Origin of the sequence: Flavobacterium sp. FlaQc-49 (assembly GCF_044005985.1) — a bacterium.
Lineage (GTDB): Bacteria > Bacteroidota > Bacteroidia > Flavobacteriales > Flavobacteriaceae > Flavobacterium > Flavobacterium cupriresistens.
In genome coordinates this window covers 391346-416973 of record NZ_JBIPCS010000001.1, presented here as the reverse complement: position 1 = coordinate 416973, position 25628 = coordinate 391346, and the positions used below count along the sequence as shown (strand labels likewise).

General features: G+C 34.8%; 24 protein-coding genes and 1 riboswitch. Of the genes, 14 read left to right on the top strand and 10 right to left on the bottom strand.

Annotated features, from left to right (window positions below; genetic code table 11):
- The first annotated feature begins 25 nt into the window (after nt 1–25).
- Nucleotides 26–1513 (top strand): aminotransferase class V-fold PLP-dependent enzyme, encoded by a 1488-nt coding sequence (locus ACHRV3_RS01730; protein WP_395434290.1) that lies wholly within the window; start codon nt 26–28, stop codon nt 1511–1513.
- A gap of 71 nt (nt 1514–1584) precedes the next feature.
- Here ACHRV3_RS01730 and ACHRV3_RS01725 read toward each other — a convergent pair whose 3' ends face one another.
- The 6 genes from ACHRV3_RS01725 to ACHRV3_RS01700 form a co-directional block, all read right to left on the bottom strand.
- Nucleotides 1585–3327, bottom strand: a complete 1743-nt coding sequence (locus tag ACHRV3_RS01725; RefSeq protein ID WP_230002075.1) for an APC family permease — start codon at nt 3325–3327, stop codon at nt 1585–1587.
- Between the two features lie 144 nt (nt 3328–3471).
- Nucleotides 3472–3942 (bottom strand): nuclear transport factor 2 family protein, encoded by a 471-nt coding sequence (locus tag ACHRV3_RS01720; protein ID WP_395434289.1) that lies wholly within the window; start codon nt 3940–3942, stop codon nt 3472–3474.
- Between the two features lie 52 nt (nt 3943–3994).
- A complete protein-coding gene (locus ACHRV3_RS01715) occupies nt 3995–4519 on the bottom strand; it encodes a hypothetical protein (RefSeq protein WP_047777441.1) in 525 nt (174 codons plus the stop codon).
- A gap of 11 nt (nt 4520–4530) precedes the next feature.
- Nucleotides 4531–5004, bottom strand: coding sequence for a hypothetical protein (locus ACHRV3_RS01710; protein WP_047777443.1), 474 nt, complete (start codon nt 5002–5004; stop codon nt 4531–4533).
- Nucleotides 5005–5010: 6 nt separating this feature from the next.
- Nucleotides 5011–5688, bottom strand: a complete 678-nt coding sequence (locus ACHRV3_RS01705) for a peptidoglycan DD-metalloendopeptidase family protein (protein WP_395434288.1) — start codon at nt 5686–5688, stop codon at nt 5011–5013.
- A gap of 9 nt (nt 5689–5697) precedes the next feature.
- A complete protein-coding gene (locus ACHRV3_RS01700; protein WP_047777447.1) occupies nt 5698–6363 on the bottom strand; it encodes a spermidine synthase in 666 nt (221 codons plus the stop codon).
- A gap of 65 nt (nt 6364–6428) precedes the next feature.
- On the opposite strand from ACHRV3_RS01700, the gene ACHRV3_RS01695 reads away from it, so the two are divergent.
- Nucleotides 6429–6980 carry a 1-acyl-sn-glycerol-3-phosphate acyltransferase gene (locus tag ACHRV3_RS01695; protein WP_395425645.1) on the top strand — a complete coding sequence of 184 codons (552 nt, stop codon included), beginning with the start codon at nt 6429–6431 and terminating at the stop codon, nt 6978–6980.
- 84 nt (nt 6981–7064) lie between these two features.
- Here the strand turns inward: ACHRV3_RS01695 and ACHRV3_RS01690 are convergent, their stop codons facing one another.
- Nucleotides 7065–7541, bottom strand: a complete 477-nt coding sequence (locus tag ACHRV3_RS01690) for a helix-turn-helix transcriptional regulator (RefSeq protein WP_395434287.1) — start codon at nt 7539–7541, stop codon at nt 7065–7067.
- A gap of 312 nt (nt 7542–7853) precedes the next feature.
- Here ACHRV3_RS01690 and ACHRV3_RS01685 point away from each other — a divergent pair, with 312 nt between their 5' ends.
- From ACHRV3_RS01685 to ACHRV3_RS01670, 4 genes are all read left to right on the top strand, one after another.
- Nucleotides 7854–9008 (top strand): M14 metallopeptidase family protein, encoded by a 1155-nt coding sequence (locus ACHRV3_RS01685; protein WP_395434286.1) that lies wholly within the window; start codon nt 7854–7856, stop codon nt 9006–9008.
- Between the two features lie 77 nt (nt 9009–9085).
- The gene (locus ACHRV3_RS01680) at nt 9086–9565 is read left to right on the top strand and encodes an Lrp/AsnC family transcriptional regulator (RefSeq protein WP_007805990.1); all 480 of its coding nucleotides are present in this window, start codon (nt 9086–9088) and stop codon (nt 9563–9565) included.
- A 90-nt stretch (nt 9566–9655) separates the two neighbouring features.
- Nucleotides 9656–12241 carry a phosphoenolpyruvate carboxylase gene (locus tag ACHRV3_RS01675; RefSeq protein ID WP_395434285.1) on the top strand — a complete coding sequence of 862 codons (2586 nt, stop codon included), beginning with the start codon at nt 9656–9658 and terminating at the stop codon, nt 12239–12241.
- A gap of 45 nt (nt 12242–12286) precedes the next feature.
- Nucleotides 12287–12802, top strand: a complete 516-nt coding sequence (locus ACHRV3_RS01670; RefSeq protein WP_047777456.1) for a DinB family protein — start codon at nt 12287–12289, stop codon at nt 12800–12802.
- Nucleotides 12803–13086: 284 nt separating this feature from the next.
- Here ACHRV3_RS01670 and ACHRV3_RS01665 read toward each other — a convergent pair whose 3' ends face one another.
- Nucleotides 13087–13488, bottom strand: a complete 402-nt coding sequence (locus ACHRV3_RS01665) for a glyoxalase (protein ID WP_395434284.1) — start codon at nt 13486–13488, stop codon at nt 13087–13089.
- Between the two features lie 70 nt (nt 13489–13558).
- On the opposite strand from ACHRV3_RS01665, the gene ACHRV3_RS01660 reads away from it, so the two are divergent.
- Together ACHRV3_RS01660 and ACHRV3_RS01655 are read left to right on the top strand one after the other, a co-directional pair.
- Complete coding sequence (locus tag ACHRV3_RS01660; protein WP_047777460.1) at nt 13559–13942, top strand: acyl-CoA thioesterase; 384 nt, start codon at nt 13559–13561, stop codon at nt 13940–13942.
- Between the two features lie 14 nt (nt 13943–13956).
- Nucleotides 13957–14388, top strand: a complete 432-nt coding sequence (locus tag ACHRV3_RS01655; protein ID WP_047777462.1) for a hypothetical protein — start codon at nt 13957–13959, stop codon at nt 14386–14388.
- Between the two features lie 477 nt (nt 14389–14865).
- Here ACHRV3_RS01655 and ACHRV3_RS01650 read toward each other — a convergent pair whose 3' ends face one another.
- Together ACHRV3_RS01650 and ACHRV3_RS01645 are read right to left on the bottom strand one after the other, a co-directional pair.
- Nucleotides 14866–16122, bottom strand: coding sequence for a mechanosensitive ion channel family protein (locus tag ACHRV3_RS01650; RefSeq protein ID WP_230002065.1), 1257 nt, complete (start codon nt 16120–16122; stop codon nt 14866–14868).
- A complete protein-coding gene (locus tag ACHRV3_RS01645; RefSeq protein ID WP_047777466.1) occupies nt 16115–16402 on the bottom strand; it encodes a DUF3817 domain-containing protein in 288 nt (95 codons plus the stop codon). The genes ACHRV3_RS01650 and ACHRV3_RS01645 overlap by 8 nt, the downstream gene beginning before the upstream one ends.
- 103 nt (nt 16403–16505) lie before the next feature.
- On the opposite strand from ACHRV3_RS01645, the gene ACHRV3_RS01640 reads away from it, so the two are divergent.
- The 6 genes from ACHRV3_RS01640 (at nt 16506) to ACHRV3_RS01615 (ending at nt 25617) form a co-directional block, all read left to right on the top strand.
- Nucleotides 16506–17039, top strand: coding sequence for a DUF6155 family protein (locus ACHRV3_RS01640; RefSeq protein WP_395434283.1), 534 nt, complete (start codon nt 16506–16508; stop codon nt 17037–17039).
- A 108-nt stretch (nt 17040–17147) separates the two neighbouring features.
- Nucleotides 17148–18686, top strand: a complete 1539-nt coding sequence (locus ACHRV3_RS01635) for a DEAD/DEAH box helicase (RefSeq protein WP_047777470.1) — start codon at nt 17148–17150, stop codon at nt 18684–18686.
- Between the two features lie 252 nt (nt 18687–18938).
- On the top strand, nt 18939–20273 hold the full coding sequence (locus tag ACHRV3_RS01630) for a DEAD/DEAH box helicase (RefSeq protein WP_395434282.1): 1335 nt from the start codon (nt 18939–18941) through the stop codon (nt 20271–20273).
- Between the two features lie 86 nt (nt 20274–20359).
- Entirely contained in the window at nt 20360–21619 is a 1260-nt protein-coding gene (locus tag ACHRV3_RS01625; RefSeq protein WP_047777475.1) for an NAD(P)/FAD-dependent oxidoreductase, read from the top strand.
- Between the two features lie 483 nt (nt 21620–22102).
- Nucleotides 22103–22310, top strand: a riboswitch (cobalamin riboswitch).
- Nucleotides 22311–22426: 116 nt separating this feature from the next.
- Nucleotides 22427–24475 (top strand): TonB-dependent receptor, encoded by a 2049-nt coding sequence (locus ACHRV3_RS01620; protein ID WP_395434281.1) that lies wholly within the window; start codon nt 22427–22429, stop codon nt 24473–24475.
- Nucleotides 24472–25617, top strand: a complete 1146-nt coding sequence (locus ACHRV3_RS01615; RefSeq protein WP_395434279.1) for a DUF5074 domain-containing protein — start codon at nt 24472–24474, stop codon at nt 25615–25617. The genes ACHRV3_RS01620 and ACHRV3_RS01615 overlap by 4 nt, the downstream gene beginning before the upstream one ends.
- The last annotated feature ends 11 nt before the right edge of the window (nt 25618–25628 follow it).

Sequence of the window (25628 nt, the reverse complement as noted above, 5' to 3'; positions counted from 1 at the left end):
TTTGCAATCAAATACAGGCACACTAATGAATAGCAAAAATAGTACCATCAGTTTAGAAACATATTTTCAGGATTTTAGAAAGCATATTGTTGGTGTTGACCAGGAATTTACTTCTCCATACGGCAAAAAACAGATCATTTATACCGATTGGACTGCCAGTGGAAGGTTATATCGCCCTATAGAGGAGAAGCTTTTGAATGAATTTGGTCCTTTTGTTGCCAATACGCATACCGAAACGACCGTGTCAGGTACTGCCATGACAAAAGCGTATCATCATGCCAGAAACATCATTAAACGTCATACCAATGCCAATCAGGATGATGTTCTGATTACGGATGGAACAGGAATGACAGGTGTTGTCAATAAATTTCAACGTATTTTAGGTTTAAAAATACCTGAAAATTTAAAAGATTGTACCATTGTACCTGCAGAGAAAAAGCCGATCGTTTTTATCTCTCATATGGAGCATCATTCGAATCAAACTTCTTGGTTAGAGACAATTGCAGATGTAGAAATTATCCCATCTTGCGAGAAAGGGCTTTTTTGTCTGGATAATTTGGAGGAATTATTAGAGAAATATAAAGAAAGAACTATCAAAATCGCTTCGATAACGTCATGTTCTAATGTCACTGGGTTAAAAACTCCTTTTCACGAAGCTGCAAAATTAATGCACCAGCATAATGGTGTTTGTTTTGTGGATTTCGCCTGTTCAGGACCTTATGTAGAAATTGACATGCATCCGGAAGATTCGGAATCTTATTTAGATGCCATTTTCTTCTCTCCGCATAAATTTTTGGGAGGACCGGGGACTTCAGGTGTTTTGATTTTCAATAAAAAACTATACAACAACATGATTCCGGATTGTCCCGGAGGTGGAACGGTAAGTTGGACAAACCCTTGGGGCGAACACAAATATATTGATAACATTGAGGATCGTGAAGATGGCGGTACTCCTGGATTTCTACAAGTAATCAAAACGGCTTTGGCTATTGAGTTGAAAGAAGAAATGGGAATTGAGAACATCTTGCAACGTGAACACGAAATCGTTGATTTTGTTTTTAATGAATTAGATGCAGTTTCAAATATCAAAATCTTAGCAGGACAACATAAAAACCGATTGGGAGTTGTTTCCTTTTTTGTTGAAGATCTTCATTTTAACCTTGGCGTAAAATTACTAAACGACAGATTTGGAATTCAAACTAGAGGGGGATGCAGTTGCGCCGGTACTTACGGACACTTTTTACTACATGTTGATCAGGAAACTTCGAATAAATTAGTCAATGAAATTACCATTGGTGATTTGATCAAAAAGCCGGGATGGATCAGAATGTCTATTCACCCAACTACTACCGATGAAGAGATTGCTTTTGTTTGTAAAAGCATTAAAGAAATGGCAGAAAACCATAAAACATGGGCTCTAGATTACTCTTATAATAAAAACACAAATGAATTTATCCATAAAGACGCGACTTCTTTTGAAGATGAATTAGTGGCGGGATGGTTTAAATCTTAATAATAAAAAATATAAATATTTAAACCCGACAGGTTTTTGAAACCTGTCGGGTTTGATATTTTTTTTAACAACTACATTATTAAACGCACACCGCCTAAGTCGGAAACACGGTAAGAAAATTTATTTCCGGGGGAACCTATGAACATGAAGTTCTTTGGGATTTTCCATTTTTCGGATAGTTCATCTATAATTTCGGGGCCAAACACACCTTCAATTTCAAGGTATTCGATATCAATTTCGTCGTAAGCACGATCTAAAACTTCTAAATCTTTTCGTAACTCCTCATTGCTTGTCATGCCGTTTGTAACGTGAACAATTTTGAGTTTTTTGGTTGTTTCGTTTCCTTCCACATATTGTAGGACTCGGTTTAGAATAGCAACGTCATCACCTTTGGTGAAAAAGACAAATTCCTGTGAGTTAATCTTTAAACTCATTTTATGCAGGTAACGGTTACTTACGATAACCATTTTTCTTAACGGCTGATAAAAATACTCTAAACCTTCAATCAGAACCCGAATCAGGAAGATACGGTTTAACATAATTCCAATAAACAATAAGGACGGCACCATATATTTTAAGAAAGTATAAAACGAATTGATGTTCAGTTGCATATTACCTATAAAGGCCGCAATAATACTTGAAACGGCAATAACCACAACAATTCCCCTGGCGCGCTCGGGTCTTGGTAACTTTCTGCGTTTAAACTTTAGCAGTAAATTTCCAATTCCAAATAAGGCCATAACAGCTAAAAAGGAGAAGGTATAAACACCGGCCAATGACTCTAAATGTCCGTTTGTTACAAATAAAACTGATATACAAAGAACCAAGAAACTGATTACGATTCGGTAATGAGAACCTCTTTTATTTTGTTTAAGAAAATAATTGGGAAGAATACGATCTAAGGTCATTCGGTTTAGTAATCCTGAAACCCCAACAAAAGAGGTTAATACGGCACCACAAAGCACTAAAACCGCATCTATTGAGATCAACCACGCAAGCCACGAACCTCCGGTTGTTTGTCCTAAATAGGCTAAAAGAGATTCTTTGTTAGAACCAACTTCGGCTAATGGAATGATACTTATCAATAAAAGTGCGATCACAGGATTGAAGAAACTCACAATCGCCCACATGTTTCTCAATGTTTTTGGAAAAACTCCCGGTTTTTGTTCTTCAACAAAATTAGCAGAACTCTCAAAGCCTGAAATTCCAAGCATTGCTGCCGAGAAACCAAGAAAAAGTGCTGTTTTTATGTTTCCATAAGCTATAGGCGTCTGCCAATTGAGGTGAAAGGTTTCTAATCCATTGTTCAGAATAAACCACAACGATGCCAGAACAAGTAAACTTAAGGTGACTAAATGTGTTATAAATATGATTACGGCTACAAAGGCTGATTCTCCAATCCCTAAAATGGCAAGTCCGGTAAAGAGTACCAAAACAACAATCGTGGCGGTGATGATGTTTAAACCGTCAAATATGCCATGAAGATAATGCATTCCTTCTGATGCTGAAATAACAGCAGTTGCCATGTACGATAAAACAGTCAATGTCGCCGCAAGAGAAGCCAAGCGTTTAGTTGACGTGTTTAATAAGACGTTGTAAGCCCCTCCGTTTAAAGGAATCGCACCCACCACTTCTCCGTAAATTCTTCTGAAAAGGAATAAAACAACTGCAACAATCAGTAACGAGATCCAGGCAAACTGGCCTGCATACAAAATGGTTAATGCCGATACATATAAGCAGGAGGAACTAATGTCATTTCCGCATATTGCTGTTGCTTGTAATTGATTTAATTTCTTGTGTACAATTTCTTTCATAATTAGTCATTAAGATTAAAAAACACAATTAACTTGATATCAAGCAGCAACAAGAAATAAAACTTTAAAAAAGGCGGATATATTAAATGAAGTTCAAAATAATTTTTAGCTATTGTGAATTATGTAATGCACAATTTAACTAATTTATTTGGATTCCTGAAACTTTTTAAGCGATAACAAAGCCTGTTTTCTTATTTTGTCCTGAAAAAAACCTGTCCAGCCCAACAGAAGACCTGTGAAACCAAACGCTTGTTTGGACCATTTCCAAACATCAAAATTGTCCGTATGTTTGATGATTAAACCATCTTGAAAAATAAATTCAGCTACTATTTTATTGATCACAGTTCTGTTTGTTTTGCTGAAATTATACGTAGCAACCCAATTGGCTGAACCCGAGAATTCATCTGCTTTGATGTTTGAAAATTCAATTTTAATATTGCCTTTACTTCTTGAAAGCAGCATTTCCCACATTGCAGAAACTTGTTCTTCTTTTAATAAGCCAAAAGCAGGGTCAATAAAATGTATTTTTGGATGATAACATTCGCTCATTGTTTTGTAGTCAGCATTTCCAAAAGCAGTATAGAACTTAGCGATTAAGTTTTCGTTTGAATTCATTTTTTTAGTACAATTAGAGCATAAATATAAGACTTATTCTATTAAAGTATATTTACAAAACGCTAATTTCTTTTGCAGTATCGTATGATTTTTTTGAAGTGTCAAAAGCAGTAGAAAAATAAGCCATTTTATTCACTGTTGTAAAATGCCCGGTCTGATTCCCAAAAACATCGGTACCTCCAACAATTATAAATCGAATAGACTTGATATCTGTTTTCTTTAATTTTAGCATTTCTGCGGGCGTAAAATAATAGTAAGAAGTTGTTTTACCAGCTGTTGACTCTTTTACGTTTTTGTCTACACACGGAATAACATCTCCATTAGCCAAATCTACATAAACACCACCCAAAATTCTTGATTTTTCATTGGCGGTATCAATCGATAGTTTTAAAATTCCTCCTTTTTCTGTTTTCGCAAGCTGGACTTTTGTCTCGCCCGTATAAGCATATTTTTCGCAGATAAAGGTATATTCTTGTGTAGCCGGAAAAGGTTTAGAACCATTTACTATCATCGTTTCCTGAGCATTTGCAAAGGCTGATATAAAAAGCAACACAAAAAAAGGCAATTTTAAATTCATTACTATATTTTTTAATCGTTTAATTTAGACTCAAAATTCGCTTCCCAATCCATTGATTTTATGGCAGAAATTAAATTTTCTTCATTCACAAAAACGCGCAGTTCTTTGTTTGCTACTTTTTTAGTGTAAAGGGCATGGTAGCGATAAATGACTTCGTGTTTGGTTTTGTAAACCCCATCTAATTTCAAATCAACAAAACTTCCATAATACTGACGAAATCGCTGACAGGTTTTTGTCAATCGCTCTTCGGTTGTATTTTCCATTACCGATTGGGTAACTTCAGTTTGGTTAAAAGGTTTAAATTTAGAAGTGTTGCAGGTTTCTAAAACTCTTTTCCCCAAATCATACGCTTTTTTCTGCTGATTGGAATTCATTTCAGAAGCTCCCACTTTTGTGATTTTTAAATCTTCAGTATCTCTTTTGATTGTTTTAGATTTACATCCGACTAATAAGGACAAACATATAATCAATATTGCTTTCTTCATAACTATTTATGTTATTTTTAATAATAAGTTAGGGTCGGGGCAATTTTCTATGTAAAAATTTAAGTCGTTTATATTGCAAACTCCGGGGTAATCGCCATTGTAATTTTCAATATTGTTTATAATTTGAAAATGTAAATGTGGTGCATAATCCCCATTAACAGTCGAACTTCCAAAAGTCGCTAAATAGTCACCTTTTTTGAAAATGTCCCCAACGGTAAGGTTTTCTATACTTTCTAACGATAAATGTCCATATAAAGTATAAAATTTTTCATTTTCGACTTCGTGCTCCAAAATAATAGTAGGGCCATAATCACCCAAACCAATATTATTTTTAAAGCTGTGAATTTTCCCGTCAAGCGGAGCAATGATCTTTGTCTCCACTTTTCCCCATAAATCCAATCCAATATGAATGTTGCGTTCAGGGTTCGAACCGTCTTTAAAAATACTGCTTCTTTGGTATAAATTTCGCCCTTCAATATAACCACCGAAGGCGATCTCGGCATTATTTCTTTGCAAATAATTTGAAATAAAATCTTCAATTTCTTCGACATTCGAAGGCTTATTTTTAACTAATTCTTTGTTAGTCACAGATAGATCTAATGGAATGTATTTTGAAAAATCAATACTGGCGTCAATGACTTTTGTTGGAGGCAAGGCTTTTAAAATAGAGACTAAGGTTTTCATAAAGGTAAATTAGGCAACTTTTTCGATGATTATTAATTCGTTATGAACTTCAATTCGGGGCAACATTTTTGAGGTAAACAATTTAGTATTTATTTCTGAAATGTACTTCCTGTTTCTTACATTATGTGCCTCGTCGAGAATCATGGTATTAAAGAGAACAAAACCACGATCTTTTAAAAGCGAGCAAATTCGGTTGCTAAAGAAACTTTCAAACAGAAAGTTCGGCATTTTTATGTCTTCAAAAACATCAATAATAATGAGGTCGTATTTGTCTTTTGTTTTTAAAACAAATTCGAAAGCATCGTCAATAATAAGGTCAAGCTGTTTTATTTGATTCAGGTTAAAGTATTCATTGGCGATCTGAATCATATCCGGATCAATTTCAACACCGGTAATTTTTCCTTTATATTCAATTTCATCAATTAAAGTTTTGATGACACTTCCGCCGGCTACTCCCAGGACCAGAATATGCTCCATTTCAAGAATTGTTTTATAACCAATATTTCGCAGACCATACCTTAAAATACGCTGTAAACTGCCATAAGAATAATTGGTGTTTTCAGAATCTAAAACCAATTCTCCATTAGTCCAGGTCACTTCGATTATTTTACTTCTTGCCGATTTTTTCCTGAAAATTTTTATTGGAATCAGATAACTGATTATTTTTTGAATCATTTTGTGCTCGTTTTACTCAAAAATAACATTTAAATCTTTTATTTTGTGCCAAACAATAGAATTTAATGAAGAAACAGTTGTATAAATTTATCTTTTTTAAGCTAATGGGCTGGAAGATAGTAGGGATTGAAAATGCTGAAGTAAAAAAATGCATCTTGATGGTAATGCCGCATACAAGCAATCATGATTTTTATCTAGGAATTTTCACCAGAGGAATTTCCGGATTGGAAATGAATTGGGTCGGAAAGAAAGAATTGTTTCGGTTTCCGTTTGGCTATTATTTTAGAAATGTAGGCGGAGAACCCTTAGATCGTTCCGGAGGATTAAACAAAGTAGATTCTATAGCAGCTATTTTCGAACGCAAAGAAGTCTTTCGTTTGGCTGTTGCTCCGGAAGGGACGCGAAAAAAAGTTACAGAAATTAAAACAGGTTTTTATTATATCGCGCTTAAAGCGAATGTGCCGATTGTTCCCGTAGCTTTTGACTGGGGAAGAAAAGAAGTGAATTTAGGAAAACCTTTTTTCCCGACCGGAAATTATGAGGACGATTTACAGGTTTTGAAAAAACATTACGATGGAGTTGTAGGTAAGATTCCTGAAAACGGATTTGTACTCTAAATTGACGCTATTTTTCAATCTGTGTGAGAATCGCTTAAATGAAAAATATTTTTAAAAATTTTCAAATACAGCATAATTTTTTAACTACGGGACATATACTTTAAATGTTCCGTTTTTATAAAAAAATATAATTTTTTCAATTTCGTCTTCTTCCAGATCAGAATTTGAATTTTTAGCGACTGCACTGTATTTTTTTTCTTCTTTAGGAGCAGGTTCAGTTTGGAGTCCCGAAAACAAATCAGCTGAAAAGAGATTATCATTCGATGGGATAGGAGCGTGCACTTGCTCTGTTTCCGAAACAACCTCTGTTGTATTGTTTAGAGATTCATTTTCTTTTTTAGGGAAATTCCCCGCCCCGTTTAAAATCCAATACAGATCGACCTCCGGAAAAATGGTTGAAATTTTTAATACAAAATCAAGACTCGGTTTGTTTCTTCCGGAAAGCAGGTGAGACATGCTGGAACGTTGCACGCCTATTTTGTCGGCAAATGCAGAGGCATTTAATCCATAATAATCAAGGAGTAGTTCCAGTCTTTTTACAAAATCATCGATGTTTACCATTGTAAATTTTATTAAAGAGGTTAACTATTTACAAATGTAATTAAAAGGAATCAGACCACCTATTTTACAGTTGGAAATTAGAATAGAAAGGTAAAAATATATAGTTTATTACTTTACGTTAAGTATTTTAAGTTATTGATTTTTAAATATTTAGTTGTAATAATTAACATTAAAAGTAATTGGTAATATTGGAGTTGCAAGATTCCTAAACAAATTGATAAATTGTGTTTACATTTCTAAATTTATTCTTTTTTCGATTATTTACAATTGTAAAAATAAAGATGTTTACTTTTGTAAACTAATCAAAAGACAATGAAATTAGAAGAATTATTTAACCAATACAAAGAACAATCAATAGAAGGTCGTTATTTGACTTTAGACCATATTCAGCCTTTATTAGATAAGCTTAATACGAACAATCAGGTTAAGGTTATTGGCAAATCAGTTTTGGATAAACCCATCTATAGCTATGAAATTGGGACAGGTAAAACACGGATTTATCTGTGGTCTCAAATGCATGGAAATGAAAGTACAACAACAAAAGCACTTTTTGATTTCATCAATGTCCTTAACAGCGGATCTGATATTGCGCTTAAAATGCTTGAAACATTTACTTTTTATTGTATTCCAATTCTAAATCCTGACGGAGCGGCACTTTATACACGTGAAAACGCCAATAAGATAGACCTGAACCGTGATTCTCAGAATCTTACGCAGCCGGAGAGTGTTGTACTCAGAAAAGTATTTGAAGAATTTAAGCCGGATTATTGTTTTAATCTGCACGATCAGCGTACTATTTTTGGAGCGGGAGATACCGGAAAACCTGCAACCCTTTCTTTTCTGGCCCCTTCTTATAATGAAGAAAGAGAAGTAAATCCCACCCGATTACAGGCGATTAATTTAATTGCCGGTCTAAACGATGTTTTGCAGGAGTATATTCCCGGACAAATCGGTCGTTTTGATGATTCATTTAACATTAATTGCATAGGAGATACGTTTCAATTTTTAGGCGTACCGACGATTTTATTTGAAGCAGGCCACTATAGAAACGACTACAGCCGCGAAATCACTCGGAAGTTCCTATTTTTCTCACTTTTTTCAAGTTTTAAAATACTTTCCGAAAACGATTTAGTTCATAACAGATTTTATGATTATTTGAATATTTCACAAAATAAAGTCGTTTTTTATGATTTTATGTATAAAAATGTCAAAATAAATTATGATGGTATTGAAATAATTACGAATTTTGTCGCACAATACAGAGAAGAATTGATTGGAAATAAGATTGAGTTCAATGCCTATATAGTTGAAGTAGGTGAATTAGAGAATTATTTTGGACATTTTGAATATGATGCTGAAGGAGCGAGTTATTCTGATGACTTTAATAATTTTCCGAATTTGAATCAAAAAGCAGATTTTTATTTAAATAAAAATATTAAATTTGTTAACGGGTTGATAAAAACTTAGTTTTTATGTGAATTTGTTATTTTTTATGCATATTTTTATACTTTGTAATAGCAATTAGTAATATTAATTAAAGAATTATGAGTAAATTTCGTTTAGATGAAGTAGATCACCAGATTTTAGATATGTTAATAGACAATACGAGAGTTCCGTTTACTGACATTGCAAAAAAACTATTGATATCTGCTGGAACAGTACATGTTAGGGTAAAAAAAATGGAAGACGCGGGGATAATAATGGGATCTTCTTTAGCCTTAGATTATGATAAATTAGGGTATTCATTTATTGCTTATGTGGGTGTATTCCTTAATAACACGTCACAAACTAAATTTGTATTAGAGCGAATCAATCAAATTCCATTCGTAACTGTAGCTTCAGTTACTACGGGAAAATTCAATATTTTTTGCAAAATCAGAGCAAAAGATACCAAGCATGCAAAAGAAGTAATCTTTATGATCGATGATATCGAAGGAGTTTACAGAACTGAAACAATGATTTCATTAGAAGAAAGTATAAACGATAAGAAGCGTTTGATGCATACTATTTTTAAAAATATGTAATACTTTCTTGAATGCTATACTAAAATATAACCTCAAGTTTATTCTTGGGGTTTTTTTATGACTAATTAACCAACCAACTACAACACAATTATGTACACGTTACCTAAAATTGAACGTTTTAATCAGGACGTTCTCTCAAAATATCATATTTATAATAGTGTTTTTATAACATTACCTTTTGATTCTATTGATAATACAGGTGTTTTACTGCCTTTATTTACAGAAACTTGTGAAACGGGTTTTAAAAAACAGGAAACACCAAAGGAAATTTTCGATTTCTTTTCTAATAAGTATTTAAACAACGGCTCTGAGAGTGAAAAAATCGACTTAATGTTTCGATTTATTCAATACATAGAACGTCAAATTGTACTTTTTGACGCTATTGAAGACGCCGCTTTTCCCGAAGTAAACAATATGGAAGGTCGCGGATCCCTTCGTGATATTAAAGAAAGATCAGACGCGAAAGAGAAAGACGATGAACTTATTGAATTTCTTGAAAATTTTAACGTCAGAACGGTTTTAACAGCGCATCCGACGCAGTTTTACCCTGGACCTGTTTTGGGGATTATAAACGATTTAACAGAAGCGATTCGATTGAATGATTTGCTTAAAATCAAACAGCTTTTAGCGCAGCTTGGAAAAACACCTTTTATTCAAAACGAAAAACCAAATCCTTATGATGAAGCGGTTAGTTTGATTTGGTATCTTGAAAATGTTTTCTACGAAACTTCAGGCGAAATTGTTCATTATTTGCAAAAAAACCTCCTTCATGGTGAAGCGATACAAAACCAATTAATCAAACTTGGATTCTGGCCGGGAGGGGATCGAGATGGAAATCCTTTTGTAACAACTGAGATTACTTTGAAAGTGGCAGAACGTTTGCGTACTTCTATTTTAAAGTGTTATTATGTTGAAATGAGAAAGTTGAAAAGAAAGCTAACGTTCTCAGGTGTTGATACTTTGGTAACCGAACTTGAACATAAACTTTATCGTTCTGTTTTTTATTCTAAAGGTGAAATCTACATTACATTAGAAGAATTATTGGCACAACTGAATAAAATCAGAAGCATCATTATAGAAAAACACCAGTCGTTGTATTTAGATGAATTGGAAGCTTTTTTGGTAAAAATCAATCTGTTTGGATTCCATTTTGCTACTTTAGATATACGTCAGAATAGTAAAATTCACAATGTCGTATTTAAAGATGTTGTAGATCATTATTTGAATTCAGGATCAAAAGTATTCCCCGATAATTATTTTGACCTGTCTGAAAACGAAAAAATAGTAGTGTTGTCACAGGTAAAAGGAGCGTTAGATCCGAATGATTTTGAGAACGAAATCACAAAATCTACTTTAGAATCGGTGCAAACTATAAAAGCCATTCAAAATGCAAATGGCGAGTCAGGTGCTAATCGTTACATTATCAGCAACAACGAAAGTGCTTTGAATGTAATGGAAACTTTTGCTATGATCCGCTTAAATGACTGGGAAAATCCGACGGTTGACATTATACCGCTGTTCGAATCTGTGGATGATTTACAAAAGGCGCATGAAATTATGGAGCAGTTGTATACTAATCCGGAATATGCGAAACATTTACAAGCAAGAGGAAACAAACAAACAATCATGCTTGGTTTCTCTGACGGGACTAAAGATGGTGGTTATTTAATGGCAAATTGGAGTATTTATCAGGCAAAAATCGCTTTAACAGATATTTCAAGAAAATACAATGTCAAAGTAATTTTCTTTGATGGTCGTGGTGGACCTCCGGCACGTGGTGGTGGAAAAACACATAAATTTTATGCTTCTTTGGGGCCAAAAATTGAAAATAACGAAATTCAAATCACAGTACAAGGACAAACGATCAGTTCTAATTTTGGGACTTTAGATTCTTGTCGTTATAATATTGAAAATTTATTAAGCGCAGGAGTTACCAATCAGGTTTTTAGTAAAGAAAAAAATGAGCTAAGTGCCGATGAAACTGAGATCCTGACACAGTTAGCCGAACTGGGATACGATAAATATTTAAGTTTTAAGAATCACCCTAAATTTATTCCCTATTTGGAAAAGATGAGTACTTTAAAGTATTACTCTAAAACCAATATCGGAAGCCGTCCATCTAAAAGAAGTAAGTCAGAGCAATTGGATTTTGCTGATTTACGTGCTATTCCGTTCGTGGGCTCATGGAGTCAGTTAAAGCAAAATGTACCCGGTTTTTTTGGAGTAGGAGCGGCCCTTAAACATTTTGAAGATACGAATCAGTGGGATAAAGTATACGATCTGTATCACAATTCTTTGTTCTTCAGAACCCTTCTTGAAAATAGTATGATGTCTTTGGCGAAATCATTTTTCCCATTGACGGCTTATATGAGAAAAGACCCTGAATTTGGTGAATTCTGGCAAATTATTTACGATGAATTTGTAGAAACGAAACGCCTTTTGCTTAAAATAGCAGACCATAAAACGCTAATGGAGAATTACCCTGACGGTATAGCATCCATTCAGATCAGAGAACGTATTGTTCTGCCTTTATTGACGATACAGCAATATGCTTTATTGCGTATTAACGAACTGAATAAAGAAAACGGAGGAAATGAGGGGCTGATCAAAGTATACGAAAAAATTGTTACGAGATCGCTTTTCGGAAATACAAATGCAAGTAGAAATTCAGCGTAACAATAGGAGTGAAAAATTGATTTAAAAACAAAAAAAGTATAGAAAATGAATTCAAGCGAATTATTAGAAAACGAATATTCAGGCGGGTTTGCAGCTTACGTTCGCGAAGCCGGAGAGGTGAATTTGATAGAAGAATTAGAAATTTCGCTTCATGCTTTTATCAAATTTGTACAGAATATCCCAATGGATAAATTTGATTATCGTTACGCAGAAGGGAAGTGGACAATCAAAGACATCATTCAGCATATAATTGACACGGAGCGTATTTTTGCTTACCGCGCTTTGCGATTTTCAAGATACGATAAAACGCCATTGCAGAGTTTTGACGAAAATGAATATGTGGAAAACACTAATTCTAACGGAAGAAGTATTCAGGATTTACTAACTGAATTTTCGGCATTGCGACATTCAAATTTATTATTTTATAAAAGTTTGTCCGCAGAGCAACTTAAAGCTATCGGAACGGCTTCAAATAACCTGATCTCAGTTCGTGCGTTAGGTTTTGTAATAATAGGACATCAGAAGCATCACCAAAACGTTTTTCAGGAGCGTTATTTGTAAATGATATTATTTAAAAAAGAAGAGCTGTCTCGAGTATTGAGATGGCTTTTTTTTTGCCACGAATTTTACGAATTAGAACGAATTATTTTTTTTGCCACAGATTAAAAAGATTCGCACAGATTATTGAATCATTTTAATCCTTTAATCTGTGGCTATTTTTTTCTTCGCCACAAATTTAAAGGCTTAAGAGAATTAATTCGTGCCAATTCGTGAAATTCGTGTTAAAAACAACAATCACAGTTTTAACCTGAAACTTTAAACCTGAAACAAAAACAACTCTTTCCTTAATTAGACTGCAACTCAAACAGCTGCACCTGGCTTTTCAAACGATCAATCACTAAATTCATCATTCTTTTATTCAAGCTGGAAGAATTCTGAATATAAGTATTGTATTCGTCAACCGTGAAGAAAGCAATGACCATTCCTTTTAGGGAATTTCTGAATTTGATGTCTTTCTGAATGGAGTTTTCGATGGTTTGCAATTTTTTTTCGACGGTATACGAATAAAAATCAGCTTTGTTTTTATTCACATAATTGATAAAAACGGCTACAAAAAGATCGTTTTGGAGTTTTAAAACCGGTCGGATGGTCTGATTTTGAAACAGCTCATCTGCTGAAGACTGAGCACTTACTGTTCCTAAAGTTTCGCCTCTGAATTCTTTTAAAAAAGTATCTCTGTCCATCATGTTTTTTCTTTAAAATTAACGAAAAAATCCCGTAATAAAAACCTATTTTTGTTAATATACTATAAAATTTATGAGATTTCACACCAGAAAGTGGGTTAAACCCGAAGATCTAAACCCTAACGGGACTTTGTTTGGCGGACAATTATTAGCCTGGATAGATGAAGAGCTGGCGCTGTACAGCATTATTCAATTAGAAAATCAAAGAGTCGTTACGAAACACATGTCCGAAATAAATTTTAAGAGTTCGGCTAAACAAGGCGACATTGTGGAGATCGGAATTGATGTAGTTAAATTCGGAACTACTTCTTTGGTTTTGAAATGTGCAGTAAGAAACATGATGACGCGTGAAATCATCATTACAATTGATAATACCACAATGGTTAATCTGGACGAAAACGGAAAGCCGTTGGCACACGGAAAAACACAAATTGAGTTTGTAAAAGATCGTTTATAATAAAAAATTAAGTAATGGTAAAAGCCCTTAAAATTGTTTCTTTATTAGTTGTTGTCGTTTTATTATCCTGCAATTCAAAAGAAGGGCAGGACTCGTACAGAAGTGTTTTATACCGCGCTGTAAACAACAAAGACACTGCAATTCTGCGGTTAAAAATGAATAATAAGAGATTTTATGGGCGATACGAAATCTTGCATTACAAAATCGGAAAAGACTCCGGAGATGTAAGAGGAGATATTAAAGAAAATATCTTGCGCGGAGATTACCATTACATCACTTTTGGAGGCAGTTGGAAAAGGGTTCCTTTAGCACTTCTTAAAAAAGACAACAAACTGATCTTAGGAAGTGGAGTAGTAGGTACCTATATGAATCTCCCTTGTTATGTTCCCGATGTACCGATAGATTACAAGAACGGAAGATTTGTCTTTGAAGAGATAAAACAGTAAGGCAAGGTTTTTAAATTTTAAACCATATAAGTTATATAAGTCCATTTAAGCTTTGTGCTTATTTCTGGCTTCATTTAATATAAGTTCATTTAAGCTTTGCGCTAATCTTTTGACTCCGGTTTACATGAACTTATATGACTTATAGAGAAATAAGATTAGTGAAAAGGCGAGGTTTTAAACCATATTAGTCATATAAGTCCATTTAAGCTTTGCGCTTATTTCTGGCTTCATTTAATATAAGTTCATTTAAGCTTTACACTAATCTTTTGACTCCAGTTTGCATGAACTTATATGACTTATAGAGAAATAAGATTAGAGAAAAGGCGAGGTTTTAAACCATATTAGTCATATAAGTCCATTTAAGCTTTGCGCTTATTATAGACTCTGGTTAATATAAGTTCATTTAAGCTTTGCGCTAATTTTAGACTCCAGTTAATATGAACTTATATAACTTATATGGTTTAGAAAAAAAAATATCTAATCGAGATGTCCTATCTTAGAAGGAAGCTCGAAGATTTCAAGGTCAAAATATTCTACAGAAGCCATGACGTGGTCAAAAATATCGGCCATGATGTATTCGTAATTGGCCCAACGTTTATCACTTGAGAAAGCGTATATCTCTAACGGAACACCGTGAGCAGTAGATTGCAATTGACGGCACATCATATGCATGTCTTTATTAAGCCCTGGATGCGTAATTAAATACTGCATGATGTATTTGCGAAACAATCCAAGATTCGTCATGTTTCGGCCGTTTAGCGCTAAAGTTTTATCTATACCGCGTACATCATTGTATTTTTCAATTTCTGCCTGTCTGCTTTCGATATAAGGGCTAATCAGTTGTACTTTCTTCATCTGATTCAAATCTTCATCGTTCAGGAAACGAATGCTGCTGCTTTTTATCAAAACATGCCTTTTGATACGTCTACCATCCGATTTTTGCATCCCGCGCCAGTTTTGGAAGGAATCGGAACTCAAAGCGTAGGTTGGAATTGTGGTTATGGTATTGTCGAAATTTCGAACTTTTACCGTTGTCAGGTTAATTTCAATAACATCACCATCAGCGCCAAATTTATCCATTGTAATCCAGTCACCAATTCGAACCATGTCGTTTATGGCTACCTGAACACTCGATACAAATCCTAAAATAGTATCTCTGAATATCAAGATGATAATCGCCGAAAGTGTTCCTAATATGGTTAATAATTCGCCTTGTTTTATTCCGAATAATTTCGAAATAATAATGGCAACACCAAAAATCCAAAGCACGATCATGATGACCTGAACAAAACTGTCAATTGGCTTGTCGCTGTATTCCGGTTTTTGCTTTAAATAATCGCGTAAGGAATTAAAAATGGTACGAACGATCCATAAGCCCAGCAAAACAATATAAACCCCAACGATTTTTCCAAAAATTGATTCCCAGTATTCGTATTTATCTAAGATTACGGGAACGGCTTTAAAAATGAAAAAAAACGGAATCAGATAAGCGGTATATCTCGTTGTTTTATTCTGAATTAAATAATCGTCAAATTTTGTTTTGGTGCGTTGCGCAAAAACAGCTGTCAGCGTTACCAAAAGAAACTTGGCGGCATAATAAATAATATAAGCCAGCACCACCAAGATGATGATATTAAAAATCAGGCTGACATAAGACGCAAAGTTGCGACTCATTCCCCAATCTCTAAAAACAGGATATAAAGAATTAAATATTTTATCCAAAAGTTTATGCATTGTGCTCTAAATATTTTTTTTCAATATAAAAAGTTCCAAAAGGAATTAAAGAAGCGATTAGAATGATTGCGAAAGTTTTTAAATCCCAGTTTTGAGATTTTTTTAATAAAAAGGCTAAAACAACATAAGCAATAAATAATACGCCATGTCCCATTCCGAAAGGGCGTACTATAGTGTGATAGAGTTCCGGATTGTTTGTTTTAAGAAAAAGCATATTGGCTATTAATACTAAAAAAGAGATTCCTTCTAAAATTGCGGTAACTTTAAAAATCTTGAGCATGTATTTGTTTTTTGAGTTTATACAGGCAAAATTAAGTATTATCGTCGGCATTATGAGTATGAAACCCAAAAGTAATTTACTTTTACAATCTTAAACTTTGATAATGAGTAAACGTGATTTAAAAAAATACTTGGCAGAATTAAATAAAGAACAACTCGAAGAACAAATTATCGAATTGTATGAGAAATTCAGTCCCGTAAAAACCTATTATGATTTTGCTTTTAACCCAAAAGAAGATAAGCTTTTACAGGAGTGTAAGGTTAAGATTTCGCAGGAATATTTTCCGATAAAAAAGCCACAGGCCAGGAGGCGGCCAAAAGCAAAAATGCGTCGCTCAGTGGCACAGAAATACATCAAACATTTTATATCACTGGGAGTTGATCCGTTTGTAATTGCAGATGTAATGCTGTACAATATTGAAATCGCACAAACTTATTCCGCTCAAAACCCGATCAAGCAGGAATTGTTTTTTAAAAGCATGTTGAATTCTTTTGAACAGCTCGTACATTTTGCCATTTCGAATGGTGTTTTGAGTGAATTTAAGACCCGAATCGTTTCTGTTTACCAAGAAACAATGCAACAAAAGTGGAAAAACAGCTACGAATTTGAGATACTTTTGGAGAAAATCGACCAATAAAAACACTTCCTATAAAAAATCTTATTAAAAAGAATCATTTATTTTAAGTTAAAATAAGATGAAAAACTGTTTTTTAGGTGTACTTTTGCAAAAATCCAAAAATTTACAATGTCTCAAAACACTTTAGAAATAGAAAGAGAAGAGAAAAAAGAACTTTATGCATACCAAAAAGGTGACATCGATGCCATTTTTGATCGTTTAGACAATGCTCCTACTCAACATCATTTATTATATCAATTACCGACCGGTGGAGGAAAAACAGTAATTTTTTCTGAAATCGTTCGTCGCTATTTGGCTAATAATGATAAAAAAGTAGTTGTTTTAACCCACCGTATCGAGCTTTGCAAACAGACTTCGAAAATGCTGAAAGGCTTCGGAGTTTCCAATAAAATCATCAATAGTAAAGTAAAAGAATTACCGGATCAGAACGATTTTTCTTGTTTTGTGGCAATGGTTGAGACTTTAAAAAACCGTATCAACGACGAGAAGCTACACCTTGACAACATTGGTTTGGTTATTATCGATGAGGCACATTACAATTCATTCCGTAAGTTATTAAACTCATTCAAAAACGCTTTTATTCTTGGAGTAACAGCAACTCCTTTGAGTTCGAATATAAAATTACCTATGCACCAAAGTTATAATGAACTTATTGTGGGTGATACCATTAGTTCATTGATTGACAAAGGATTTTTGGCGCGTGCTACCACATACAGTTATGATGTAGGTTTAACGTCGCTTAAAGTGGGTATTAACGGAGATTACACCGTAAAATCATCTGATGATTTATATACCAACACCATCATGCAGGAAAAACTCTTGCATGCTTATACAGAACGTTCATTAGGAAAAAAGACGTTGATTTTCAATAATGGTATTCATACGTCATTGTACGTATATGAAACGTTTAGAGAAGCAGGTTACGACATCAGACACCTGGATAATACAAGTAGTTCTGAAGAACGTAAAGACATCTTACAATGGTTCAAAAAGACTCCGGACGCGATTTTAACATCGGTTGGAATCTTGACCACAGGTTTTGATGAGCCTACGGTTGAAACTATTATCTTAAACAGAGCAACAAAATCATTAACTTTATACTACCAGATGATTGGTCGTGGATCTCGTAAATTACCTGGTAAAGACGAGTTTACAGTAATCGATTTGGGTAATAATGCGGCTCGTTTTGGTTTATGGAGTGAGCCGGTAAACTGGCAACACATCTTTAAATCTCCTGAGTTTTACCTTGAAAACCTTCGTGATGATACGGAAATTGAATTGTATTTCAAATACAGCATGCCACCGGAATTACGTGCAAAATTCAGTAAAACCGCAGATGTAACTTTTGATGTTGATGAAGAACACAAACTAATCATCAAGCAAAATTTACGTTCAAAAGTAGTATTAGATAAATCATTAGAGCAACACGCTTCAATGTGTGTAGACAATACAGAAACTTTACAAGAAGCAAAATCTCTTGGTAAAGAATTAGATGACGATATCGATTGCCGTATCAAACGTTACGCAAAATGTCTAAGTCAATGTAGTAAAAACTACCGCGAATGGCTGGTTGACGATTACAAACTAAAAATGGTCCTGTTAATCGGTAAAAAATACCGCGAGAAAATCATGAACGAGCCGGACTGAGAGTAGCGAAAGTTTCTTAGTCTCAGTTTCAAGTTTCAGGTTTCAGGTTGTCCCGCTGAGCGAAGTCGAAGCGAGTGCCCTCAATTGGAATTTGGAATTTAAAAAATTGGAATTTCATTCAAGAATAAACCATTAAGGTATTTAGAAAAATTAAGTTCAACGCTTAATGAAACTTAATCCCTTAATGGTTCAATAATTTAGAGACCAGAGGTAAATCCGGAATCTAAACTCATAAATTTAAAATAAAAAAACATGTCTAAACCATTCTCAGAATTAGGAATTTCAGCGCCAATTTTAAAAGCGTTAAGCGAATTGAATATTGTTGAGCCAACAGAAATACAACAAAAAACGATTCCGCTTCTTTTGGCTGAAACTCACGATCTGGTAGGTTTAGCCAAAACCGGAACCGGAAAAACAGCAGCTTTTGGATTGCCATTGTTGCAATTGATCGATACCGCATCGCCAATTGTTCAGGCTGTTATTTTGGTGCCAACAAGAGAACTTGGACATCAGATTTTCAGAAATCTGGAAGATTTTGGAAAACACATTCCAAATCTTTCTATTGCAGCTACTTGTGGTGGAATTCCAATAAAACCACAAATGGAACGTCTTGCACAACCAACCCATATTGTTGTAGCAACTCCGGGACGATTAATTGATTTGATTCAACGCAAAGCTGTTGACTTAAAACAAACAAAGTTTTTGGTTTTAGATGAAGCCGACGAAATGGTTTCTATTCTAAAAGAAAGCTTAGATGAAATCATTGCCGAATTGCCTAAAAAACACCGTACTTTATTGTTCTCAGCTACTTTACCTGGAACAATTAAGCAACTGGTTCAGAATTATTTACACAAAGATGTAGTTCAGGTTAGTGCCAATATGGAAACAATTGGTAATCAGGGAATTGATCACGAATACATAGTGGTTGATCCAATTGAAAAATTGGATGTCCTGATGCACTTTTTGAATTCCAGAGAAGGGGAACGCGGTATTATTTTCTGTAAAACTAAAGCAGCAGTAAATAAACTGGCTAAAAATCTGGCTATAAACCGTTTTTCTTCAGGAGCACTTCACGGTAGTTTGTCACAAGGAATTCGTGATCGAATTATGGAACAATTTCGTGAAGGACATATCAATATTTTGGTTGCTACAGATTTGGCTGCCAGAGGAATAGATGTAAAAGAAATCTCTTATGTAGTCAACTATCATTTACCGGATACTTATGAAGCTTACGTTCACAGAAGTGGAAGAACTGCCAGAGCGGGCGCTAAAGGACTTTCTTTAACCGTTCTGCAAGAGGAGGAAGTAGCTGAAATTGCTGAATTTGAAAGAGAATTGGATTTAAAATTCATTGAATTTAAAAAACCAACAGCAGTAAGTTTAGAGGAAAACAATACACTTCTTTGGGCAAAACAAATTTTCAAAACCAAACCGAATCATGATCTTTCTGCTGAATTAAAAACAAAAGTGAAAACTGTTTTTCATCATTTAACCAAAGAGGAGTTGATTGAAAAATTGTTAGCAAATTATGTTTTGCAGAACAAAATCGATGTAGTTGAAAAACCTGTTAAAAAATTCAAAAAGTAAGATATGTTGGCTTTGTAGCTGTTTAATTATATTGTACTTTTAAGGTGATTTTAAAAGAAAATTATCTTATTCGTAAAACAATATATATGAAAATAGTCATTATTGGAGGTGGGTTTGCAGGTATAAATCTGGCGAAGGAACTTGTAAATCAACCTCAAATTCAAGTTACACTTGTAGACAAGAACAATTACAATTTTTTTCCACCACTAATATATCAGGTTGCAACCGCTTTTCTGGAACCCTCCAGTATTAGTTATCCCTATAGAAAGTTTTTTGCCGGCAAAAAGAACCTTCAATTTCGTTTAGGAGAACTTGTTTCTGTAGTTCCTGCAGAGAATAAAGTAATCTTAAACAATGGCGAATTGAGTTACGATTATCTGGTTTTTGCCACAGGAGCAGAAACTAGTTATTTTGGCATGGAAAACGTGATGAAAAACGCCATTCCGATGAAAACCTTAAATGATGCCATCGAAATGCGAAATACGTTGCTTAAAAACCTCGAGAAAGCCGCTATAACCAAAGATATTCGCAAACGCCGTAAATTACTAACGATTGTGGTAGCCGGTGGAGGACCTACCGGAGTGGAAGTTTCAGGTATGTTTGCTGAAATGCGTAAAAATATATTGCTCAAAGAATATCCGGAATTAGAAACATCTGCCAGTAATGTCTATTTAGTAGACGGGGGAGATGCTTTATTGGCTCCAATGAGTGTAGCTTCACAAAAAGATACTTTGGAAGCGTTAACCAAACTGGGAGTTGTCGTAAAACTAAACAGCCGTGTTACCGATTATATTAATGATACCGTGCATTTTGCTAACGGAGAAACGATTCAGACCAAAAATCTAATTTGGGCAGCCGGTGTTTCGGCTAAACTTTTTGAGGGTATTCCAACAGAAAGTTATGGTCGTGGCAGACGTATGGCAACGGATCAATACAATAAAGTCAATGGTCTTGAAAATGTATATGCTATTGGTGATACCGCTATTTTAGCTGGAGATCAAAAATTCCCCGACGGGCATCCTCAGGTTGCTCAGGTTGCCATTCAACAAGGGTTGAATCTGGCTAAGAACTTTAAAGCGATGGTTCATAACAAACCTCTTAAAGCTTTTACTTACAACGATAAAGGCTCGATGGCCATTATAGGAAAAAATAAAGCTGTAGTAGATTTACCAAGTCCAAAATGGCATTTTAAAGGATTTTTCGCCTGGATTATCTGGTTGTTTATACACTTAATATCGTTAATTACTTATAGAAACAGACTGAATACGTTCTGGAATTGGATGGTGGCTTATTTTGCACGAGATCAATCTTTGAGAATGATTATCAGACCGGATAAGAGGAGTTAAATTTTAATATTTGAAATTTCAAATTCCAAATTCCAAAAGCTAATTTGTTTTTTTGTCATTTCGAGCGAAGTCGAGAAATCGCACCAGAAACTCTGCACAGTTTGTCATCCTGAGGAACGAAGGATCTACGTTTGCTGAATCCATACCGTTGCGCTTTACTTTACGGAATTACTCGTGAAGATACTTCGTCCCTCAGTATGACAAAATTGCGAAAAATAGAGAATGGAGCAACTTGTTTGATTTTTAGTATCTCGGAATTGACAAAAGTCTGAATTCCAAAATTCAAATTCCAAATTCCAAAAATTTAAAAAGCCGGAAACTTACGTTTTCGGCTTTTTGGTTTTATTTTTTTTGTTGTTTTCTACTTATTTAGATTCAATAACATACCAGTAATTAAAAGTCTTTTCACTCGGAAGATGTTTTTATTTTATTAGGGTAAGAGCAATTGTATTAAATAGTTCTTAATATTATAAAGATAATTGTATATTTGCCGCAGATTTTGGTCTATTTTTCTAAGTTTTTTTAGAGAATAGTTAAAAGGGAATCAGGTGTAAATCCTGAGCAGACCCGCTACTGTAAGTTCTATATAAGTCTTTAAACGTTACTAATGCCACTGTTTGCTACAGCGAATGGGAAGGCTGTTTTAAAGATAGAATAAGTCAGGAGACCTGCCATAATCACATAGTTTAAGACTTTCGTGGTATAAAGTTGAAGAACAAGAATATTCCCTGCTATTTTTATAGACGGAATGTGTCTTATTGCTTCTTGTTATTTACATCTCTGAAAGTTTATTTAATAAAATCAGTGATGCATAATACCACAAAAACGCTTGTATTCTTTTTTATTGTATTGATCCCGTTTTTACCTCAAGCTCAGGTAAAAAAGGACAGTTTACGGGTTTTAAAAGAGGTCGTCCTAAAATCAAAACCTTTTCAGGAAGTAATTCCCGTACAAACGCTTTCAGGAAAATTACTAGAAAACCTGGCCAGTCATAACGTTGCCGACGCATTACGATATTTTGCTGGAACCCAAATCAAAGACTATGGCGGACTTGGTGGCCTTAAAACGGTTGATGTCCGTAATATGGGAACCCATCATGTAGGTGTTTTTTATGACGGAATTCAACTGGGTAATGCACAAAACGGAGTGACAGATTTAGGGAAATATTCCTTAGACGACATGGAATCCTTGACCATGTACAATGGACAAAAAAGCGAAATATTTCAATCTGCCAAAGACTTTGCTGCTGCCTCTACGATTTACTTAAGAACGAAACGACCTGTTTTTGAAGGTACCAAAAAAACGAATCTTTTAGTACGTTACAAAACGATGTCTATCAACTACATCAATCCTTCATTCAGATGGGAACAGAAGTTGAGCGACAAAGTAAGTATGAGTGTAAGTTCGGAATACATCAAGTCTAATGGGCAGTACAAATACAGATACACCAGAAACAATCAGGATGGTTCTTTGGCTTATGACACTACAGCGACCCGAATGAACAGTGATATTGAAGCTTTAAGAGTAGAATCAGGGCTTTACGGAAAAATAAATAAAGGTTCCTGGGATGCCAAGGTCTATTATTATGATTCAGATAGGGGAGCACCGGGAGCTATCGTGGCGAATAAGTTTAAAGACGGTTTCAGACAATACGATAAGAATTTTTTCGCTCAGGCATTTTTAGTGAAAGAAGTTAGCGAGAAGTATAAATTTCAGGCCAGAGCAAAATACGCCTACGATTACACGCATTATGTTGCCCGAGATACGACCCGAATTTTAGGAGAAACAGTAACCGAAGGCGCCCAATCTGACGATAGTTACTACCAACAGGAAATCTATTTTTCTGCCGTTAATATGTACAGTATAACACCAACGTGGGATGTTTCGTTGTCCACAGATCTGCAATACAACCGATTAAACGCAACACGAAAAGGAATCCAAACTTTGTTTTCTTATCCACAACGTTATACCGCCTTAGTTTCTCTTGCCAGTTCCTACCGACTTGGAGGACTTAAAGTCTTGGGAAGTCTTGTAGGTACGCATGTACAAGAAGAGGTGCGCTACAATGCAAAAGCTCCGGATAAAACAGAAGTAACACCCGCGCTGTTTTTGGGTTACACTCCATTTAAAGGACATGATTTTAATCTAAGAGCGTTTGCAAAACGTATTTTCAGAATGCCCACTTTTAATGATTTGTATTACACCATGGTTGGCTCCAGTACTTTGAGACCGGAGTATATGAACCAGTACGACCTTGGTTTTACCTACAATTTGCCTGTAGGGAAAGGTTTTTTCGATGCCTTTTCGATTCAGGTTGACGGTTATTATACCAATACCAAAGATAAAATCGTAGCAGCACCAACAGGCAATTTATTCCGCTGGATGATGACCAATATCGGACAAGTTAAAGGAAAAGGAATAGAATCTGTTCTGAATATGGGAACTCATTTTAACAAACTAAACTTAGTCGCCAATCTGACTTATACCTATTCTGAAAGCAGAGATTATACAAAATTCGCAGGCTTAGAAATTTCATCTTACGGAGACCAAATCCCCTATACACCTTGGCACAGCGGATCCGGAATACTAAACGCCAACTACGAATCGTGGAACTTCAATTACAGTTACATCTATGTAGGGAAACGTTTTAATGGAAACGTAAACAACATAAAGGTTAATGAAGTACAGCCTTGGTACACCCACGATTTTTCGGTACAGAAAGCTTTCGCAGTTAAAAATTATAAAATTAAAGGAACTGTAGAAGTTAACAATGCATTCAATCAACACTATGAGGTGATCTACAATTACCCTATGCCGGGTCGTACGTTTAAATTTATAATAAGTATTGCGCTATGAAAAAGAACCTTTCAAAAATACTGCTAAGTTTATTTATCGCTCTTGCTTTTACTTCCTGCAGAGAAGACGAAACCATTTTTCTATCGTCAGACAAAAATGTTGCCGCACCAAGAAATGACGGCAAAATAGAAGGTTTTTACCTCCTTAATGAGGGTAATATGGGCATGAACAGGGCCAGTATAGACATCTTTAATTACAGGACCGGAAACTATACAACCGATATTTATTCTGAACGCAATCCGACAGTTGTAAAAGAGTTAGGAGACGTAGGTAATGATATAAAAATATACGGGAACAAGGTTTACGCCGTGATAAACTGCTCGAACAAAATAGAAGTAATAGACAAGTGGACAGCAAAACGCATCAAAAAAATTGATGTACCCAATTGTCGTTATATGGCTTTCTACAAAAATAAGGCTTATGTGAGTTCCTACTCAGGCCCCGTGGCTATTGATCCCAATGCCGAGATTGGCTTTGTAGCTGAGATCGACACTACGACATTAGAAATAAAAAGAAAAGTAAAAGTGGGCTATCAGCCTGAACAAATGGTCGTACACAATGGCAAATTGTATGTAGCGAATTCCGGAGGTTACCGTGTACCTAATTACGACAGAACAGTATCTGTAATTGATCTGGAAACCTTTACTGAGATCAAAAAAATAGACGTGGGTATAAATCTCTTTAGTATGCAAATAGACAGTCGTGGTGATATTTATGTGAGTTCCCGCGGTGACTATTATGATACACCTTCAAACCTTTTTGTTATCGACACCAAAACTGACGAGAAAAAAATGCAATTGGATTTTCCGGTTTCCGGAATGTGTATCGTCGATGATTTGCTCTATTTCTATGGTGTTTCATGGAGTTATCTCACGAATAGTAATAAGGTAAGTTATGGCATATTAGATACGAGAACTAAAAAGATCATCAGCAATCAGATCATCACAGACGGAACAGAGAAACAGATTATGATTCCGTATGGACTTCAGGTAAATCCGGAAACCAAAGAAATATACATTTCAGACGCTCAGAATTATGTGGTGACAGGCTACATCTATTGTTTCACGCCTGAAGGCAAATTAAAATGGAAAACAACAGCAGGAAATATTCCCGCGCATATTGCTTTTATATTAAAAAACTAAAACAACCAAAT

Bases quoted from the DNA above. Each gene is read 5' to 3' on its own strand.
- ACHRV3_RS01720 (WP_395434289.1), bottom strand. From the start codon at position 3,942: ATGAATTCAAACGAAAACTTAATCGCTAAGTTCTATACTGCTTTTGGA.
- ACHRV3_RS01635 (WP_047777470.1), top strand. From the start codon at position 17,148: ATGTCTCAAAACACTTTAGAAATAGAAAGAGAAGAGAAAAAAGAACTT.
- ACHRV3_RS01675 (WP_395434285.1), top strand. From the start codon at position 9,656: ATGTACACGTTACCTAAAATTGAACGTTTTAATCAGGACGTTCTCTCA.
- ACHRV3_RS01615 (WP_395434279.1), top strand. From the start codon at position 24,472: ATGAAAAAGAACCTTTCAAAAATACTGCTAAGTTTATTTATCGCTCTT.
- ACHRV3_RS01660 (WP_047777460.1), top strand. From the start codon at position 13,559: ATGAGATTTCACACCAGAAAGTGGGTTAAACCCGAAGATCTAAACCCT.
- ACHRV3_RS01705 (WP_395434288.1), bottom strand. From the start codon at position 5,688: ATGAAAACCTTAGTCTCTATTTTAAAAGCCTTGCCTCCAACAAAAGTC.
- ACHRV3_RS01715 (WP_047777441.1), bottom strand. From the start codon at position 4,519: ATGAATTTAAAATTGCCTTTTTTTGTGTTGCTTTTTATATCAGCCTTT.
- ACHRV3_RS01665 (WP_395434284.1), bottom strand. From the start codon at position 13,488: ATGATGGACAGAGATACTTTTTTAAAAGAATTCAGAGGCGAAACTTTA.
- ACHRV3_RS01670 (WP_047777456.1), top strand. From the start codon at position 12,287: ATGAATTCAAGCGAATTATTAGAAAACGAATATTCAGGCGGGTTTGCA.
- ACHRV3_RS01625 (WP_047777475.1), top strand. From the start codon at position 20,360: ATGAAAATAGTCATTATTGGAGGTGGGTTTGCAGGTATAAATCTGGCG.
- ACHRV3_RS01680 (WP_007805990.1), top strand. From the start codon at position 9,086: ATGAGTAAATTTCGTTTAGATGAAGTAGATCACCAGATTTTAGATATG.
- ACHRV3_RS01725 (WP_230002075.1), bottom strand. From the start codon at position 3,327: ATGAAAGAAATTGTACACAAGAAATTAAATCAATTACAAGCAACAGCA.
- ACHRV3_RS01640 (WP_395434283.1), top strand. From the start codon at position 16,506: ATGAGTAAACGTGATTTAAAAAAATACTTGGCAGAATTAAATAAAGAA.
- ACHRV3_RS01650 (WP_230002065.1), bottom strand. From the start codon at position 16,122: ATGCATAAACTTTTGGATAAAATATTTAATTCTTTATATCCTGTTTTT.
- ACHRV3_RS01645 (WP_047777466.1), bottom strand. From the start codon at position 16,402: ATGCTCAAGATTTTTAAAGTTACCGCAATTTTAGAAGGAATCTCTTTT.
- ACHRV3_RS01700 (WP_047777447.1), bottom strand. From the start codon at position 6,363: ATGATTCAAAAAATAATCAGTTATCTGATTCCAATAAAAATTTTCAGG.
- ACHRV3_RS01690 (WP_395434287.1), bottom strand. From the start codon at position 7,541: ATGGTAAACATCGATGATTTTGTAAAAAGACTGGAACTACTCCTTGAT.
- ACHRV3_RS01655 (WP_047777462.1), top strand. From the start codon at position 13,957: ATGGTAAAAGCCCTTAAAATTGTTTCTTTATTAGTTGTTGTCGTTTTA.
- ACHRV3_RS01730 (WP_395434290.1), top strand. From the start codon at position 26: ATGAATAGCAAAAATAGTACCATCAGTTTAGAAACATATTTTCAGGAT.
- ACHRV3_RS01695 (WP_395425645.1), top strand. From the start codon at position 6,429: ATGAAGAAACAGTTGTATAAATTTATCTTTTTTAAGCTAATGGGCTGG.
- ACHRV3_RS01620 (WP_395434281.1), top strand. From the start codon at position 22,427: ATGCATAATACCACAAAAACGCTTGTATTCTTTTTTATTGTATTGATC.
- ACHRV3_RS01630 (WP_395434282.1), top strand. From the start codon at position 18,939: ATGTCTAAACCATTCTCAGAATTAGGAATTTCAGCGCCAATTTTAAAA.
- ACHRV3_RS01710 (WP_047777443.1), bottom strand. From the start codon at position 5,004: ATGAAGAAAGCAATATTGATTATATGTTTGTCCTTATTAGTCGGATGT.
- ACHRV3_RS01685 (WP_395434286.1), top strand. From the start codon at position 7,854: ATGAAATTAGAAGAATTATTTAACCAATACAAAGAACAATCAATAGAA.